Origin of the sequence: Pyramidobacter piscolens W5455 (assembly GCF_000177335.1) — a bacterium.
In the GTDB taxonomy this organism is placed as follows: Bacteria; Synergistota; Synergistia; order Synergistales; family Dethiosulfovibrionaceae; genus Pyramidobacter; species Pyramidobacter piscolens.
This window is the reverse complement of sequence record NZ_ADFP01000041.1, coordinates 1-14,905: the sequence shown is the minus strand read 5'-3', so window position 1 is coordinate 14,905 and position 14,905 is coordinate 1. Positions and strand designations below refer to the sequence as shown.

Sequence of the window (14,905 nt, the reverse complement as noted above, 5' to 3'; positions counted from 1 at the left end):
ACACATGTGCGGGGCTCCGGCGGGCAGCGGCCGAGGAATGGCGCGCGCTGTCGAGCCGGGACAGCCGCCGCTCGCGGGCGCGGCATTTTTCGCGGCCAGCGCTTCCTGAGCGGCTTTGACCGCGGCCTCGTCGAAGGGAACGGCCTCGCGCTCTTCGATGCTGATCGCGCCCGTCGGACAGTGAGGCAGGCAGTTTCCCAGCCCGTCGCAGTAGTCTTCGCGGACCACCGTCGCCTTGCCGCCGATCATCTGGATGGCGCCCTCCTGGCAGGCGCCGGCGCAGGCGCCGCAGCCGTTGCACTTGTCGCGGTCGATTTTGACGATTTTTCTCCTCACGAAAATTCCCCCGGATCCATTCGTTGCGCACCGTCCGGAAACGGGCGCTCGTTTTTTGACTTCGCGCGTTCAGTGTACTATGATGAGGCAGCGATGTCTGTTGTTTTTACAACGAAGAGGTGACGAAGATGAACTACGAAGCGCTCGCTCAGTGTCCGCTGTTCGCCGGGATCGCCGCGGACCGTCTGGAACGCGCCGTGGCGGCGCTGTCGCCGCGCCAGGCGGAATATGAAAGGGGCCAGACCATCCTGCTTCAGGGGGAAGCGCCGCGCGGACTCGGCATTTTGCTGTCGGGAGCCGCTCTGATCGTAAAGGAAGACTATTGGGGCGTGCGCACCGTGGTCGCGCCGCTGGCTCCCGGCGATCTTTTCGCCGAGGCGTTCTCCTGCGCCGGCGTCGCGGAAATGCCCGTCGGCGTCGTCGCCGCGGAGAAATCCCGCGCGCTCTTCGGCGATCCGGGCAAATTGCTGGCAGGGGGCGATCCCGACCGCGAGGGGCGGCAGATCCTCGACAATCTCATGCACATTCTGGCGCGGAAAAATCTGCTGCTGTTGCAGCGCCTCGCCGTAATCTCGCGGCGCACGCTCCGCGACAAGATCCTGACCTACCTGTCGTACTGCGCGCAGGAAGCGGAAGCGCGAAGTTTCCGCATCCCGCTCGACCGGCAGGGGCTGGCCGACTATCTGGCGGCGGATCGCAGCGCGCTCTCGGCGGAGCTGTCGCGGATGCAGAAGGAAGGGTTGATCGCTTTCCGCAAAAATTCCTTCGAGCTCAAAAAGCGCTTCGAGATCGCGGAAAAGTGACCAGCGGGAGCAAAACAAAAGCCGCCGCGGAAACACGAAGACGCCAAGAAAAACGGAAAAAAACGCCTCGCGGCGCCAACTCTCAAGAGAACGCCAACTGCGAGTCAAGGGACATTTACCGGTCGTAAATGTTCCACGTGGAACAATGAAAGCGGCCGGAAGCCGATGAATCAGTTTTCATCGGTTTCCGGCCGCTTTTTATTTTCGATTGGTTTTCGTTTCCATTCGCTCAGCGGCGGGCGGCGCGGTATTTTGCCGCTTCTTCAACGAAGCGCCGGAAGAGGTTCATGTCGGCGGGGAATTCGCGGATCATGCGCTCGGGGTGCCACTGCACGCCCATGCAGAACGAGCCGTCCTCCGCTTCGAACGCTTCGATCACGCCGTCGGGCGCCCAGGCGGTGGCCCTGAATCCCGGCGCGAGGGCGTCCAGCGCCTGATGATGGAAGCTGTTGACGGAAAATTTTTCGCCGAAGAGCGCGCCGACCAGCGAATCCTTTGCGGCCGTCGCTTCGTGGCTGGGCCAGCGGCCGGGCATGTTCTGCTGGTGGCCGAATCTGACCGGGTCGTTGCCGAGGTGCTGGATCAGCGTGCCGCCGAAGGCCACGTTCATGACCTGAACGCCGCGGCACACGCCGAAAACCGGCATCCGGCGCGCGCGGGCCAGCTTGATCAGCGCGATCTGATAGAGATCGAGCCCGGGATCGAGGCGCCCCAGCCTGGCGTCCGGCCCCTGACCGTAGAGCATCGGCCAAACGTCGATGCCGCCGGGCACGAAAAGTCCGCCGGCCATATCGAGATACTGCGCCAGCAGCGCCTCGTCCGCCGAGTCCGGCACGATGAACGGCGCGCCGCCCGCCTCCGTCAGCGCTTCCGTGTAGGAGTTGTACACGCCGACGATGGGCGTCGTCCCCGGACAATCAAGATTGCACGCGACCACAATGAACGTTCTTTCCGCCACTTCGGATTCCTCCCGTTTCGTCTGTCCTGCGAAATATCAATTTTTGCGCGCGGCTTCTCGCCCCTTACGCAGGGAAAATCGCGCCCTTCAACCGCTCGATAAACTCGTTGCCGCGGCGGATCAGCCTGCCTTCGGCGTCGGCGAAGGCGTGTTTCGTCCAGCCCTCGGCGGCCAGTTTCCCATCGGCGTGGCGCAGATGATAGCCGAAGGTGATGGCCGCGGCGCCGCGCTCGACGGGAAAAACTTCCAGCGTCGCCAGCTCGTCGTAGCGAAGCGGCGATTTGTAGCGGCAGCGCGCCTCGACGACCGGCAGGAAAACGCCGTGCCGCTCCCATTCGGGATAGGGCACGCCGAGGTCGCGGCAGTAATCGGAGCGCCCCGCCTCGAACCAGACGAAATAGTTGCTGTGGTGCGCGACGCCCATCTGGTCGGTCTCGGCGTAGCGCACGCGAAACGTGTAAGAGCGTTTTTCACCCTTGGCTTCCATGGCGGCCTCCTAAAATTTCCAAATCAGCCACGCGCACAGCGCCAGCTGGGCGATCAGGATCGCGGGGATCCCCCACACGAAGTACCAGTGCTCGGTCTTGTGCCGCCACACTTTCATGCCCAGCAACGCGCCCAGCGAGCCGCCGCACAGCGCCCACAGGAACAGGGCCTTTTCGCTGATGCGGCGCGCGTCGATGTCGTCGTCGCGCAGGCCGTTGCGCTGGGCGATTTTCTTGTCGATGCCGTAGGCCGCGAACGCGCCCATGTTCATGACGGCCAGAAACGCCAGAACGATCTGTTTCACCATGTTTTCTCCTCTTCTTTCGCCGCTTCGCGCGAAATCGCGCCGACGGTCGCGCCGGCGGCTTTCTGTAAATCGCGGGGATCCAGTTCCATCTGCAGGCCGCGCCGCCCCGCGCTGACGGCGATGCGCCCGTGCCGCAGCGCCGACTCGTCGAGGAACGTGGGCAGCTTTTTCTTCATGCCCAGCGGCGAGCAGCCGCCGCGGACGTAGCCCGTCAGCTCGAAAAGCTCCTTCATGCGGATCATTTCCACTTTATCGTGTCCCGACAGCGCCGCCAATTTTTTCAGATCCAGCTCCATCGCGCCGGGGATCACGGCCACGAGCAGTTCTTTGGCGCGCCCGTCGGCCCGCAGTACCAGCGTTTTGTAAATGCGTTCCAGCGGAATCCCGCAGCTCGCCGCGGCGTGAACGGCGCTGAGGTCGCTCTCGTCCGCTTCGTATTCGATCACGCGCACGGGAACGCGCAGCCGCTCCGCCTCGCGCACGGCGTTCGTCTTCGGAGTTTTCGCCATTTCGATCACCTCGCGCCCAATCATACACCGTCCCGCGGCGGACGGGAACTCCCCCGTCCGGTGAAACGGCACGCTCGCCCCGGCGGCGGAAAATCCGCAGGGGCAGGAGGATAATTCGGCAATGTCTTCGCGCCGGCGCATTTTTCTCTCCCCGTCGGTTACGGTCATTCGCCGGCGAAGCGGTGAGCGATGTGTTCGAGGCCGACGCGAAGCAGCACGCCGACGTGCTCGTCGTCGAGCGAGTAATAAACCGTCTTGCCCTCGCGCCGCGCCCGCACCGCATGAGCCGCGCGCAGCAGCCCCAGCTGGTGCGAGACCGCCGGCTGCGAGACGCCCGTCAGTCCGGTCAGATCGCAAACGCACAGTTCCGACGCTTTCAGCGCGCAGAGGATGCGCATCCGCGTCGGATCGCCGAAAATTTTGAAGAATTCCGCCAGCCTCCGCAGCTTCTCTTCGTCGGGCAGCGCCCGGCGCGCCGCTTCGACCGCCCGCTCGTGGATCGCGGACGCGCCGGCAGTCCATCGTTTGCCATCGTCAAAGGCCACGCAGCTCCCCCCTTCTCCGTTTACGGCATAATGGTATGGCAAGAACGCCGCTTTGTCAAAAGAGAACGACGTTTCCGGCGCAGTCGTTCGGACGAATCCCCCGTCTTCGCGACGCAGAGCGGCGCCCCTTCACAAGCGCTGTCAGTCGTGCTAGACTTAGCCGTATCAACATTCCCGCAGAACAGGAGCCTCTTCGCCATGAAAACGAGAACGTCCTTCATCAAAACGTTTGCAGCGCTCGCCGCGCTGAGCCTCCTTGCCGCCCCGGCCGCCGCCGAGGGGCCGCCGCGTCCCGTGAAAACGCTGTTTCTCGGCTCGGCGCGGTCGCATCCCCAGCGTCATTATTATGGCACCGTCCAGGGATCGCAGCGCGTGAACCTGTCGTTCCGCGTGCCGGGGCCGCTGGTGGAGTTCCCCGTCGAAATGGGATCGCGCGTCGCAAAGGGCGATCTGATCGGCCGCATCGATCCGCGCGACTTCCGCACGCGCCTCAGCGACGCCGGAAGCCGGCTTTCTCAGGCGCAGGCGCGTTACGGCGAAGCGCTGAACAACTTCAGGCGCTACGACGAACTTTACAAAAAACAATCCGTCTCTCAGGCGCAGTACGACCGCTACAAGACGGCGCTCGACGTGGCGCGCTCGTCGCTGAAGACGGCGGAAGCGAGCGTCGCCGCCGCGCAGGACGCGCTCGCCGACACGGAGCTGCGCGCCCCGTTCGGCGGCGTGATCGTGGCCCGCATGGCGGAAAACTTTCAGGACGTGCAGGCCAAACAGCCCGTCGCCAGCTTGCAGAATCTCGACACGGTCGAAATCGTGATCCACGTTTCCGAAGAAGACATCGCCAACGTCGCTGTCGCCGACGAAAAAAACAGGATGTTCCGCCTCTCCGAAAAAGTCGGCCTCGATCTGGAAGCGACGCTCGACGAACTGCCGGGGCAGTCTTTCCGCGTCGCGTTCAAGGAAGTGGGCGCGCAGTCCGACCCGCGCACGCAGACCTATCCGGTCACCGTCACCATGCCGCAGCCGAAGAGCGCCCGCGTTCTGCCGGGCATGGCGGTGAACGTCACGGCCAACCTGATCGGCGGGGAAACGGGCGATCCGAACTTCTACGTCCCGCTCGAGGCGGTCGTGGGCGACGTGTCGGGACGCACGTGGGTCTGGCGCTGCGAGCGCGGCGGCGTCGTCCGCGTTCCCGTGACGCTGGGCGATTTTCGCGGCAGCCGCGTCCAGATCGCCGGCGAACTCGCGCCGGGCGATCAGATCGTCACCGCGGGCGCGCGCGGCCTGCGCGAAGGGCAAAAAGTCCGCGTCGTCGATTGAGCGGCCGTTTGCGGAACGGATTTTTTCTTCGCCGCGCCGCTTTGGGCACTTTTTTCTCCGTCAGGCGGGAAACGGCATGAAAGAGCTTGCATAATCAACAAAAAGGCCCTATATTTATGAAACCGTCTCGTACGGCATACGGAACTCCGCGCGCACCTTTTCGCGGAGAAAGGAGAAAAGCATGATTCTTGACAAACTGCCAACATTGAAAATCGGTCAGTACACGCCGCGCTTCCCCGTCATCCAGGGAGGCATGGGCGTTCTCATCTCCGGCCCCAGCCTCAGCGGCGCCGTCGCGGCCGAGGGCGGCATCGGCACGCTGGCGACCGTCGGCATCGGCATGGCGACCATGACTTGCAACGTGGACAACTTTTTCAAAAAGAACGTGGAAGCCCTCAAGGATTTCGTCGCCAAAGCCCGCGAAAAGGCGAAAGGCGGCATCCTCGCCGCCAACTGCATGTGCGCGCTTCAGGATTACGAGCAGCAAGTGCGCGCCGTCTGCGAAGCCGGCATCGACATCATCATCTCCGGCGCCGGGCTGCCCCTCAAGCTGCCCGAGCTGACCCGGGATTTTCCCAACGTGGCGCTCGTGCCCATCGTCAGCAGCCTCAAGGCCGCGTCGATCATCGTGCGACGCTGGATGAAGAATTACGGGCGATCGCCCGACGCCTTCGTCGTCGAAACCCCCAACTCCGCCGGCGGACATCTGGGGGCCGCCAAGATCGAACAGGTCGACGACAAGGAGCTTTCGCTCGAAACGGTGATCCCGCAGCTCGTGAATTGGCTGAAAGAGATCAAGCTCAACATTCCCGTCATCGCCGCGGGCGGCATTTTCGACCGCAATGAGATGCTGCACGCTTTCGAGCTGGGCGCCAGCGGCGTCCAGATGGGCACGCGCTTCGCCGCCAGCGTCGAAGGCGACGCCTCCGACGTCTTCAAACAAGCCTACGTCGACGCCAAGCCCGAAGACGTGGTGCTGATCAACAGCCCCTGCGGCCTTCCCGGCCGGGCGCTGCGCAGTCCCATGGTGGAGCGTTATCTCCGCCACGAGGACCGCAAAGACCCCTGCATCGCCAACTGCCTGGCGCACTGCGTCTACCGCGCCACGCACAAGACGTTCTGCATCGCCCGCGCCCTGATCCAGGCGCTTCAGGGCAACTGGGAGGAAGGGCTTTTCTTCTGCGGCACCAACGTGTGGCGCGTCAACAAAATCCAGACTGTGAAAGAAATCTTCAGCGATCTCTTCGGCAGCGCCGATGAGCCGGGAAACAAAAGCTGCCGCCAGGATACGAAGAAGAATATTGACGCCGTTTCTCGATAGGAAACGACAAATGAGAGCCTCGCCTTCCGAGGAGTTCAGTCGCTCAGGACGATCTCGACCGCAGCTCGTTTTGCGGATTTTCCTCGTAGCGTCTCGTGTTCGTTTTTTTTGATCAAGAAATAGCGTCAAACGGAAAGAGCGCGGACGACCGGATGAGATTCGGTCGTCCGCGCTCTTGTTATTTCGTTCCCGTCAGTTTGTTTAGCGAGCGGTGCCCCGGCACATCGCCCCCAGCTATTCGACGATCGTGATCCGCCCGCTGCCAAGCGGATTGCCGTACTTCTCCATCTTCACTTTGCCGCGCAGATTCTCGGTAAAATATTTGATCAGGCACTCGGCGTCGGTGGGCAAACCGTCGGCCCTCAGGACTTTGACGCCCGCAAGCGTGCCGTTTCCGTCGCCGCCTTCGAGCAGCACGTATTTCGAGCCGGCTACGGCGTAGACGGCCTCGGGGCGCAGCGGCTCGCCGTCCACGCGCACGTTGCGCACGCGGCGCGGCGCGCCTTCGCCGACGCCCGCGAAGACGCCCTTGTCGTCAATTGCGACGGGGCTCTTCAGGGACGGATCGACCTCGAAACTCAAGCCGGAAACCTGCAAAAATCCGCCGTTTTCCTCATCGGGCAGATGGCGGCAGCTGAACTCGAGCAGGTCGAGCAGGGTCCGTCCCGGCATCTCGACGACGCAGGTGGGATTGTTCCAAGGGTTGACGTTCATCAGGTCGAGGCGGGTCACGTCGGGGCCGTCGACGGAAGCGCGCACACCGCCGCCGTTGACGACGGCGATCGGGGCGCCGAGCACGGCGCGGTAGGCGTCGGCCACGAAATCGCCCATGCTGCACTCGCCCATGCGCACGCGGCGCGTGCCGGTGCGGGGGTCGTCGATCGCCAGCGGCACTTCGGCGACGCCGAGCTTTTCGTTCAGATAGGCCACTTTTTCGTGACACCGGTCGATCAGGGTCTGCACGTCGGCGTACGCTTTCTGCGACGTCTCGCTCTTTTTCTCGTCGACGTCGCCGGGATGGATCAGCTCGGTGCGGATGGAACCGTCTTTGGCCAGCGTCATTTTGCCGAAGAACATGAACTTGCTGCCGGTCTGGCTGTAACGCACATCCTTGCCGTCGGCGTTCTTGTAGACCTCGCCGGCGAAAGCCTCGTGGGAATGTCCGTCGATCACGGCGTCGATGCCGCGGGTCCGGGCGATCACGTCGATGGAGCGCCAGCCTTCGTTGATGCCGTTGATGCCGAGGTGCGCCAGCAGGACGACGATCTCGGCGCCCTCTTGGCGCGCGCGATCCACGGCCGCCTGAACTTTGGCGACGAAGTCCTTTTCGCCGAAGCCGTAGATCTGCCGGCCTTTTTCGTCTTCGAAGTATTTAGGCGTCGACGAGGTGTAGGTCGAGGGCGTGCAGACGCCGACAAAAGCAACCTGACGACCGCCCAGCGTCAGGATCTTGTAGGGCGGCAGCACCGGCTTGTGCGCGCGCAGGTCCTCGAAGTTGGCGCTCAGCACGGGGAACGTGGCCGACTTCTGCACGAGCGCGAGGAAGTTCGCCGTGCCGTAGTCGAATTCATGATTGCCCGGCACCGCCAGATCGTAGGGAACGGCGTTCATCAGCGCAATGATGTCGGCGCCCTTGGTCAGCGAGCCGGTCATCTCGCCCTGGATGAAATCGCCGGCATCGACGACGGCCGTCTCGTAACCGGCCTCGATCATCTGCCGGCGATAGGCCGCCAGCTTCGAGTAACCGTCGATACCGCAATGAATGTCGTTCGTGTAGAGCACGACGGCGTCCCGCGGCTCCGCCGTGACTTTAACGTCCTGGTCGCGTCCGCTCGCAAGCAACAGCACGAAAGCGGCCGTCAGCGCCGCTAAACCGCCGAACAAATACTTCCGTGACTTTTCCATCGTATCCGTTCCTTTCCCATGCCAGAGTTTTTCAGGCGAAGACCTGCCGCGCCCCGTTTGAAATTTCATTCAGAATTATAGCAGACGGCGACGGAATTTTCTAATTTTTCGTCACGTTGCCGCCGGACTGGGCGATGATCGAATCGAGCAGCACGGCGACGGCGTCGAGCAGGGGCTGGGATTCGGCCGCGATTTCGCCGCTGCCGGCCTTTTCGTAGATCTCGCGCATCTGGTCGCCGATGTCTTCGAGGACTTTCACGGCGCGGCGGTTGGCGCGGCGCGCCTTTTTTTCGGCCGTTTTCTTCTGCTCTTTCGTCAGCGGCTTTTCCGCGGCGGGGCGCGGCGCCGCCGCTTCGCTTTTTGCGGCGGGAGCGTTTTTTTCTTCGGCGACGGCCGCGCCGCCGGGGTCGGCGGGCGTCTCGGTCTCGGCGATTTTCTCGGGAAGCGGCGCAGCTTTGGCGTCGGCGATCGCCTCGCTGATTTTCTGGCCGGCCTCGCGGGGCACGAGCGCCACTTCCTGTTCGAGCTCGGGCACCAGCGCCTCGAAACCTCGCGTTTTCAGGGCCTCGGCCAGGCTTTCGGCGGCTTCGGCTTCGCCGTGGGTGACGAAAAACTTCGGCATGGTGGGACGGAAGCGTTCGGCCCAGCCGAGCAGGTCGGTACGATCGGCGTGGGCCGAGAAGCCGCCGATGGTGTGGATCTGCGCGTTGACGTTGACGGCTTCGCCGGCGATGCGCACGGTCTTGGCGCGGTCGACGATGCGGCGTCCCAGCGTGCCGTGCGCCTGGTAACCCACGAAGACGACGTGATTGTCGGGGTTCCAGATGCCGTTTTTGAGGTGATGGACGATGCGCCCGCCGTTGCACATACCGCTGCCGGCCATGACTACGCCGAAGCCGAGGTTATTGACGGCCTGCGACTCCTCGCGCGTGGAAACGTAGCGGATGTCCTCGCTGGAGAAGGGATTGCCGCCGTCGCGGCGATAGGTCTGGATCTCCTGCGACATCAGATCGAGATGATTTTCGTAAAGTTTGCTGACCTTGACGCCCATCGGCGAGTCGAAGAACACCGGCATGCCGCCACCCACGCCCTGGCCGCGCAGCAGTTCCAACTCGTACATGATGCGCTGGGCTCGGTCGACGACGAAGGTGGGGATGAACACCTTGCCTTTCTTTTTGGCGAAGATGTCCTTCATCAGCGTCTGGAATTCGTCGCGAGTCTGCTGATTGTCTTTGTGCTCGCGATTGCCGTAAGTGGACTCGATGACGACGTAATCGGCGTCGGTGATCTCCGCGGGCGCGCGTCCCATGACGGTCTGCATGGGGCCGAGGTCGCCGGAGAAAACGAGGCGCACGATGCGCCCTTCTTCCTCGATGAGGATTTCCAAAATGGCGCTGCCGAGGATGTGCCCGGCGTCGCGGAAGCGGACCGACACGCCGGGGAGGATCTCGAGGCGCGAGTCGTAATTGACGGGCGTGAACAGTTTTTTGGCGGCGTCGGCCTCTTCCTGGCCGTAGATGGGCTCCGCCGGCGGCAGGCCGCGGCGGGCGTTCTTGGCGCTCTGCCATTCGGCGTCTTCGCGCATGAGGCGCACCGAGTCGTCCCACAGGATCTCGGTCAGTTCGATAGTCGGCAGCGTCGCGTAAATTTTGCCGCGGAAGCCCTCCTTGACCAGCTTGGGGATGCGGCCGGAATGGTCGATGTGCGCGTGCGTCAGCAGCACCGCGTCGATCGAATTGGCGGCGTAGGGGAACGGATCGTCGTTGGCGTCCTCCCGTTCGCCCTGATGCATGCCGCAGTCCACGAGGAAACGATGTCCGCCGGCTTCGAGCAGATAGTTGGAGCCGGTCACTTCTTTGGCGGCGCCGCAGAATTTCAGCAGCATGAGCAGCCCTCCTTTGCAGCTTTTTGATCGCCGAGGCTCAGGCGCGCCCGGTCGAGGCAGTCGCTGATGCAGCCGAGGCGCTCGGGCGGAAAGTGTTCGGCGACGAGTCCCGCTTCGCGGCGCAGGTTCTCGGCCAGTTCGTCGGGATAGGAATATAAGTACACGACGCGGCGGATGCCGGCGTTGATGATCGCTTTGGTACAGAAGGAACAGGGCGAATGGGTGCAGTACAGCGAAGCGCCTGCCGTGGAAACGCCGACCGACGCCGCCTGGGCGATGGCGTTCATCTCGGCGTGCGAGCCCCGGCAGATCTCGTGCCGTTCTCCCGACGGGATGCCCAGTTTGGTGCGCAGGCACCCTGTCTCGAAGCAGTGCGGCGTGCCCTTGGGCGCGCCGTTGTACCCGGTGCTGATAATCTGCCCGTCCCTGACGATCACGGCGCCGACCTGGCGGCGCAGGCAGGTGCTCCTCGTCGCGGCGACCAAGGCCAGGGTCATGAAATAACTTTCCCAGTCGGGACGCTGATAAGACATTTCCGATGATCGCTCCTTTACGAAAACCGCGGGAAATTTTCGCGAAAAACTTTTCCGCGCCGGCTTTTTATCGTTTGAACTGCGCGGCGCTATGGTTTATTATAAAGCAGTTCCACGGGAATTGACAGCGCGAAGAAATTTCCGCGCCGGAACGCGATTTTCCGGAGCCGTTCCTTCGCCGCAAACTTTTGAGGTGAAATTCGCATGTTCGCAAACCGTTCCGTCTTCGCCTGGTGCCTCTACGATACCGGTCACTGCGCCTTCGCCACCGTCGTCATGGCCGTGGTGCTGCCCGTCTATTACCAAAACGTGGTCGCCGGCGGCGGCTCGTGGGCGCTGTCGTCGTGGGGCTACGCTTCGTCGGTCGCGCTGCTCCTTTCGGCCCTGCTCACGCCCGTCGTGGGCACGTACGTCGACGGCCGTCCGCTGAAAAAGAAATTCCTGCTGGCCTTCGCCGTGTTCGGCATCCTCGCCTCGGCCGCGCTGGCCCTCTCGGGACGGGGAACATGGCTGTATACGCTCTCGTGCATGGTGCTCGGCACGGTCGGCCTCTCGGTGGCGTCGGTGTGTTACGACGCGCTGCTCACGTTCGTCGCGCCGCCGGGCACGATGGACCGCGTTTCCACGCTCGGCTACGGCGTCGGCTATCTTGGCGGCGGCGCGCTGCTGGCTCTCGACATGGTCCTGATCGCCCGCTTCGGCGAGCCGGGCGTGAAAATGTCGTTTCTGTCGGTCGCGCTCTGGTGGAGCGCCGCCGCGGCCGCGCTCACGGCTTGGGTGCCCGAGCCCCCGGCCGCCGGCAACGCGCCCTCGGGGCTGAGGCAAACGCTGCGCGCGCTGGCGCACAGCTGGACGGAGCTGAAGCAGTACCCCGAGGCGCTGCGCTTCATGGTGTCGTTCTGGCTCTACAACGACGGCATCGGCACGATCGTCCGCATGGCCGCCGTGTTCGGCGCCGGGCTGGGGATCTCGCAGAACCATCTCGTCGGCGCCATGCTGGCGACGCAGTTCGTGGGCGTGCCCTTCGCGCTCGTTTTCGCCCGTCTGGCGGAAAAATCCGGCAGCAAGCGCGCCGTCATGATCGCGCTTTTCTGGTACACGACTGTCGCCGTCGGGGCGATGTTCATCACGCAAAATTGGCACTTCTGGCTGATGGCCGTCGCCGTCGGCATGGTGCAGGGCGGTTCGCAGGCCATCAGCCGCTCGATCTACGCCTCGATGCTGCCCGCCGGGCGCAGCGGTCATTTTTTCGGGCTCTACAACGTCTCCAGCAAATTCGCCGGCATCGTCGGCCCGGCGCTGTGCGGCTTCGTCGCCCAGGCAACGGGCTCGCTGCGCCTGGCCGTGGGCGTGATCGCGCTGAACTTCATCGGCGGCATGCTGATCCTCGCGGGCGTGGACGTGGACAAAGGACGCGCCCGCGTCGCCGAGCGATGACGGCGTATTACAGCTACATTCTGCGCTGTGCCGACGGCACGCTGTACAGCGGCTCCACCGTCGATCCCCAAAAACGCCTGGCCGCCCACAATGCCGGGCGCGGCGCCAAATACACGCGCTCGCGCCGCCCCGTACGCATGATCGCCCTCTGGCAGTGGCCGGACAAACGCGCGGCCATGAGCGCCGAAGCGCGCCTCAAGCGCCTGACGCGGGAAGAGAAGCTGGCGCTGGCGGCGAGCGATTCTTCTCCGTTCGGCGGGAAGCGCGTCCCCGTTCCGGTGGAAAAACGGGCCGAACAAAATTAAGGAGAATTTCATGGCGTCAAGCAAAAAATTTTTGTCTTTTATCATGGAACAGCTCTCGGAACTGCCGGAAATCGCTTTCCGGCCGATGATGGGAGAATACGTCCTCTATTATCGGGACAAAGTCATCGGCGGCGTTTACGACGACCGTTTCCTCGTCAAGCCCGCCGCGGCGGCCGCCTCGCTGATGCCTGGCGCGGCCTTCGAACTCCCCTACGAGGACGAGAGGCCGATGCTCATGGTACGCGACGTCGAGAACCGAGATTTCCTCAAAAAGCTCGTCGAAGCGACGTACGACGATTTGCCGCCCCCCAAGAAAAAGAAATAACCGTTCCGCTTTTGTTTTCAGAATATCCACTGGGAGGTGTTTTTCATGACGTTACAGGAGCAGGCGCGCCGTTGCGCCGAAATGATAGCCAGCTCCCGCAGCACCGCCGTGGTCAGCGGCGCAGGGCTGTCCACCGCGGCGGGCATCCCCGACTTCCGCGGGCCGCAGGGAATTTACCGGCGGGCCGACGTGGAAGCCGACAAACTCTTCGACATCAACTACTTCGAACGCGATCCGTCGTATTACTATCGTTTTCACCGCGAGTGCGAGCGCATGCTGGCCCGCATCGAGCCGACTTTCACGCACAAATTCCTCGCCCGCCTCGAGGCCGAGGGCCGGTTGAGCGGCATCGTCACGCAGAACTTCGACGGCCTGCACGAAGCCGCCGGGTCGAAGACGATCTACCAGATCCACGGCACGATCCGCCACGCCCACTGCACCAAATGCGGCGAATATTACGGCTACGACGCCGTCAACAAAATGCTCGAGACGGCCGACGTGCCGATCTGCCATTGCGGCGGCGTGATCAAGCCCGACATCGTTTTCTTCGGCGAGAGCGTCAAATTCCTGACGGAATGCGAGCGGCTCTGCTCGCGAGCCAAGCTGCTCTTCGTGCTCGGCTCGTCGCTCAACGTCGTGCCGGCGGCGTTCCTGCCCCAGCTCTGCCGCGGCAAAATCGTCGTCGTCAACCGCGGCGAAGTGTCCGCCGACTATCTGCCGCCGTCGCGCATCACCCTGCGCGTCGACGCCGACCTCGACGCCTTCTTCCGCGCCCTCGAAGCAGAACTGGCAACGCTGCGGTGAATGTTCCGCGTGGTTGCATTTTATTTCATCACAGAAAAACCGTCCCGAAGATCTCGGCTTGCGTGAGATTTTCGGGACGGTTTTTATCGCTCAGGCGTTGGCGTTCCAGTGGACGTTGCATTTCTCCACGTAGCCGCAGGGCAGGTAGGCCAGCTTGGCGTGGCGCAGGCCGGGATCGCCCATGTCTTCCTCGCGGTTGGCGATCTTGTAGCTGCGGGCGTCGTAGAACAGAAAATCCTTGTTGATGACCTGATAGACTTCGTGGAACTCGGGCAGGCCTTTTTCGTAATGGATCATGATCAGCTCGGGTGTGACCGGTTCGGCCAGCGTGTAGGCGATCAGCCGGCCGTCCAGTTCGATGGCGCCGCCGATCAGGCCCATTTCCCGCCAGTGGTCGAGCACTCGCAGGATGCCCTCGCCCTCGGCGGCCAGCATCCTGGTCATGAATTCGTTCTCGTCGTGAGTCCAGGATCTTTGCAGATTTTTGATTTCCTCGGTCATCTCCGGCGTCAGCGTCTTGTACTGGGCGTTGAACTCGCGGCGGAACTTGTTGACGCGGTTACGGCGCTTCATGTGCTTGTTGCCGGCCAGCGTCGCCAGCTCTTCGACGTTGTAGAGGTACTCGTAGCTGTCGCGATCGTCCACGGCCGCGATTTTCGCGCCCAACTGTTCCTGCCAGATCCTGACGAGCGATTTGGGCACGTCGATGAAATCGGCTTCGTCGCCCGCGTGCGTCCGCAGCTGTTCGTCCCAGTCGGCGCGGCGCCAGTTCCCCACCGGCGCCAGCCATTTCAGATCGGGCTTGGTCTGGCGCATCCAGATCAATTCGGGTTCCCAGCTCATCTCGTAGCCGAAGAAATCCTGCCACGCCCAGAGGACCACAAAGCTCATGTCCGACGAATATTCGTCGCATCGCAACCAAAATTCTCTGTATTTTCCGTATTGGGACACGTCCAAAGGTTTATAACTTTCGTTCACTGAAAAACGCCTCCGAATTTTCATTCAATATATAATCGGTCAAATTTACAAGATCATTGTAGCACAGCCGTCAAACAAACGGCGAAAACAGACTTTTCCCTTGCCCCGAAAAGATTCCCGCTACCTCAGAAAGATCCTCGCCAGCGCC

At 62.9% G+C, this 14,905-nt stretch carries 17 protein-coding genes; 7 read left to right on the top strand and 10 right to left on the bottom strand.

The features are described from left to right. The coding region (locus tag HMPREF7215_RS02945; protein WP_009164147.1) for an ATP-binding protein at window positions 1–336 on the bottom strand (336 nt) is incomplete at its 3' end. A 128-nt stretch (window positions 337–464) separates the two neighbouring features. Here HMPREF7215_RS02945 and HMPREF7215_RS02940 point away from each other — a divergent pair. After that, window positions 465–1,139, top strand: a complete 675-nt coding sequence (locus HMPREF7215_RS02940; RefSeq protein WP_009164146.1) for a Crp/Fnr family transcriptional regulator — start codon at window positions 465–467, stop codon at window positions 1,137–1,139. A gap of 229 nt (window positions 1,140–1,368) precedes the next feature. On the opposite strand, the gene HMPREF7215_RS02935 is transcribed toward HMPREF7215_RS02940, so the two are convergent. The 5 genes from HMPREF7215_RS02935 to HMPREF7215_RS02915 all read right to left on the bottom strand — a co-directional run bounded on the left by HMPREF7215_RS02935 (window position 1,369) and on the right by HMPREF7215_RS02915 (window position 3,944). After that, window positions 1,369–2,097, bottom strand: coding sequence for a gamma-glutamyl-gamma-aminobutyrate hydrolase family protein (locus HMPREF7215_RS02935; RefSeq protein ID WP_009164144.1), 729 nt, complete (start codon window positions 2,095–2,097; stop codon window positions 1,369–1,371). A 64-nt stretch (window positions 2,098–2,161) separates the two neighbouring features. Then, window positions 2,162–2,584 carry an acyl-CoA thioesterase gene (locus HMPREF7215_RS02930; protein WP_009164143.1) on the bottom strand — a complete coding sequence of 141 codons (423 nt, stop codon included), beginning with the start codon at window positions 2,582–2,584 and terminating at the stop codon, window positions 2,162–2,164. A gap of 9 nt (window positions 2,585–2,593) precedes the next feature. After that, window positions 2,594–2,890 carry a DUF1294 domain-containing protein gene (locus HMPREF7215_RS02925; protein ID WP_009164142.1) on the bottom strand — a complete coding sequence of 99 codons (297 nt, stop codon included), beginning with the start codon at window positions 2,888–2,890 and terminating at the stop codon, window positions 2,594–2,596. Next, window positions 2,884–3,399, bottom strand: a complete 516-nt coding sequence (gene ybaK / locus HMPREF7215_RS02920) for a Cys-tRNA(Pro) deacylase (RefSeq protein WP_040550287.1) — start codon at window positions 3,397–3,399, stop codon at window positions 2,884–2,886. The genes HMPREF7215_RS02925 and ybaK overlap by 7 nt, the downstream gene beginning before the upstream one ends. Window positions 3,400–3,563: 164 nt before the next feature. Next, window positions 3,564–3,944, bottom strand: coding sequence for an ArsR/SmtB family transcription factor (locus HMPREF7215_RS02915; protein ID WP_009164140.1), 381 nt, complete (start codon window positions 3,942–3,944; stop codon window positions 3,564–3,566). A 198-nt stretch (window positions 3,945–4,142) separates the two neighbouring features. Here HMPREF7215_RS02915 and HMPREF7215_RS02910 point away from each other — a divergent pair, with 198 nt between their 5' ends. Both HMPREF7215_RS02910 and HMPREF7215_RS02905 read left to right on the top strand, forming a co-directional pair. Further along, window positions 4,143–5,264: an efflux RND transporter periplasmic adaptor subunit gene (locus HMPREF7215_RS02910; RefSeq protein WP_009164139.1), complete on the top strand. Its 1,122-nt coding sequence runs from the start codon at window positions 4,143–4,145 to the stop codon at window positions 5,262–5,264. 181 nt (window positions 5,265–5,445) lie between these two features. Then, window positions 5,446–6,585 (top strand): NAD(P)H-dependent flavin oxidoreductase, encoded by a 1,140-nt coding sequence (locus tag HMPREF7215_RS02905; RefSeq protein WP_009164138.1) that lies wholly within the window; start codon window positions 5,446–5,448, stop codon window positions 6,583–6,585. Window positions 6,586–6,819: 234 nt separating this feature from the next. Here the strand turns inward: HMPREF7215_RS02905 and HMPREF7215_RS02900 are convergent, their stop codons facing one another. From HMPREF7215_RS02900 to HMPREF7215_RS02890, 3 genes are all read right to left on the bottom strand, one after another. Then, window positions 6,820–8,490 (bottom strand): bifunctional metallophosphatase/5'-nucleotidase, encoded by a 1,671-nt coding sequence (locus HMPREF7215_RS02900; RefSeq protein WP_040550275.1) that lies wholly within the window; start codon window positions 8,488–8,490, stop codon window positions 6,820–6,822. Window positions 8,491–8,590: 100 nt separating this feature from the next. Further along, window positions 8,591–10,375: an MBL fold metallo-hydrolase RNA specificity domain-containing protein gene (locus HMPREF7215_RS02895; RefSeq protein ID WP_009164136.1), complete on the bottom strand. Its 1,785-nt coding sequence runs from the start codon at window positions 10,373–10,375 to the stop codon at window positions 8,591–8,593. Beyond that, a complete protein-coding gene (locus HMPREF7215_RS02890) occupies window positions 10,366–10,908 on the bottom strand; it encodes a deoxycytidylate deaminase (RefSeq protein WP_009164135.1) in 543 nt (180 codons plus the stop codon). The genes HMPREF7215_RS02895 and HMPREF7215_RS02890 overlap by 10 nt, the downstream gene beginning before the upstream one ends. 204 nt (window positions 10,909–11,112) lie before the next feature. On the opposite strand from HMPREF7215_RS02890, the gene HMPREF7215_RS02885 reads away from it, so the two are divergent. From HMPREF7215_RS02885 to HMPREF7215_RS02870, 4 genes are read left to right on the top strand one after another with little or no spacing between them, the layout of a single operon-like run. Continuing rightward, window positions 11,113–12,345, top strand: coding sequence for an MFS transporter (locus tag HMPREF7215_RS02885; protein WP_009164132.1), 1,233 nt, complete (start codon window positions 11,113–11,115; stop codon window positions 12,343–12,345). Next, window positions 12,342–12,650: a GIY-YIG nuclease family protein gene (locus HMPREF7215_RS02880; RefSeq protein WP_009164131.1), complete on the top strand. Its 309-nt coding sequence runs from the start codon at window positions 12,342–12,344 to the stop codon at window positions 12,648–12,650. The genes HMPREF7215_RS02885 and HMPREF7215_RS02880 overlap by 4 nt, the downstream gene beginning before the upstream one ends. Window positions 12,651–12,660: 10 nt before the next feature. Further along, window positions 12,661–12,975 (top strand): TfoX/Sxy family protein, encoded by a 315-nt coding sequence (locus HMPREF7215_RS02875; protein ID WP_009164130.1) that lies wholly within the window; start codon window positions 12,661–12,663, stop codon window positions 12,973–12,975. Between the two features lie 45 nt (window positions 12,976–13,020). Beyond that, window positions 13,021–13,779, top strand: a complete 759-nt coding sequence (locus HMPREF7215_RS02870; protein WP_009164129.1) for an SIR2 family NAD-dependent protein deacylase — start codon at window positions 13,021–13,023, stop codon at window positions 13,777–13,779. A 90-nt stretch (window positions 13,780–13,869) separates the two neighbouring features. Here HMPREF7215_RS02870 and HMPREF7215_RS02865 read toward each other — a convergent pair whose 3' ends face one another. Beyond that, window positions 13,870–14,757, bottom strand: a complete 888-nt coding sequence (locus HMPREF7215_RS02865) for a DUF2156 domain-containing protein (RefSeq protein ID WP_009164127.1) — start codon at window positions 14,755–14,757, stop codon at window positions 13,870–13,872. Window positions 14,758–14,905: the final 148 nt, after the last annotated feature.

Bases quoted from the DNA above. Each gene is read 5' to 3' on its own strand.
- HMPREF7215_RS02930 (WP_009164143.1), bottom strand. From the start codon at position 2,584: ATGGAAGCCAAGGGTGAAAAACGCTCTTACACGTTTCGCGTGCGCTAC.
- HMPREF7215_RS02895 (WP_009164136.1), bottom strand. From the start codon at position 10,375: ATGCTGCTGAAATTCTGCGGCGCCGCCAAAGAAGTGACCGGCTCCAAC.
- HMPREF7215_RS02890 (WP_009164135.1), bottom strand. From the start codon at position 10,908: ATGTCTTATCAGCGTCCCGACTGGGAAAGTTATTTCATGACCCTGGCC.
- HMPREF7215_RS02900 (WP_040550275.1), bottom strand. From the start codon at position 8,490: ATGGAAAAGTCACGGAAGTATTTGTTCGGCGGTTTAGCGGCGCTGACG.
- HMPREF7215_RS02870 (WP_009164129.1), top strand. From the start codon at position 13,021: ATGACGTTACAGGAGCAGGCGCGCCGTTGCGCCGAAATGATAGCCAGC.
- HMPREF7215_RS02925 (WP_009164142.1), bottom strand. From the start codon at position 2,890: ATGGTGAAACAGATCGTTCTGGCGTTTCTGGCCGTCATGAACATGGGC.
- HMPREF7215_RS02880 (WP_009164131.1), top strand. From the start codon at position 12,342: ATGACGGCGTATTACAGCTACATTCTGCGCTGTGCCGACGGCACGCTG.
- HMPREF7215_RS02885 (WP_009164132.1), top strand. From the start codon at position 11,113: ATGTTCGCAAACCGTTCCGTCTTCGCCTGGTGCCTCTACGATACCGGT.
- HMPREF7215_RS02910 (WP_009164139.1), top strand. From the start codon at position 4,143: ATGAAAACGAGAACGTCCTTCATCAAAACGTTTGCAGCGCTCGCCGCG.
- HMPREF7215_RS02940 (WP_009164146.1), top strand. From the start codon at position 465: ATGAACTACGAAGCGCTCGCTCAGTGTCCGCTGTTCGCCGGGATCGCC.
- HMPREF7215_RS02875 (WP_009164130.1), top strand. From the start codon at position 12,661: ATGGCGTCAAGCAAAAAATTTTTGTCTTTTATCATGGAACAGCTCTCG.
- ybaK (WP_040550287.1), bottom strand. From the start codon at position 3,399: ATGGCGAAAACTCCGAAGACGAACGCCGTGCGCGAGGCGGAGCGGCTG.
- HMPREF7215_RS02905 (WP_009164138.1), top strand. From the start codon at position 5,446: ATGATTCTTGACAAACTGCCAACATTGAAAATCGGTCAGTACACGCCG.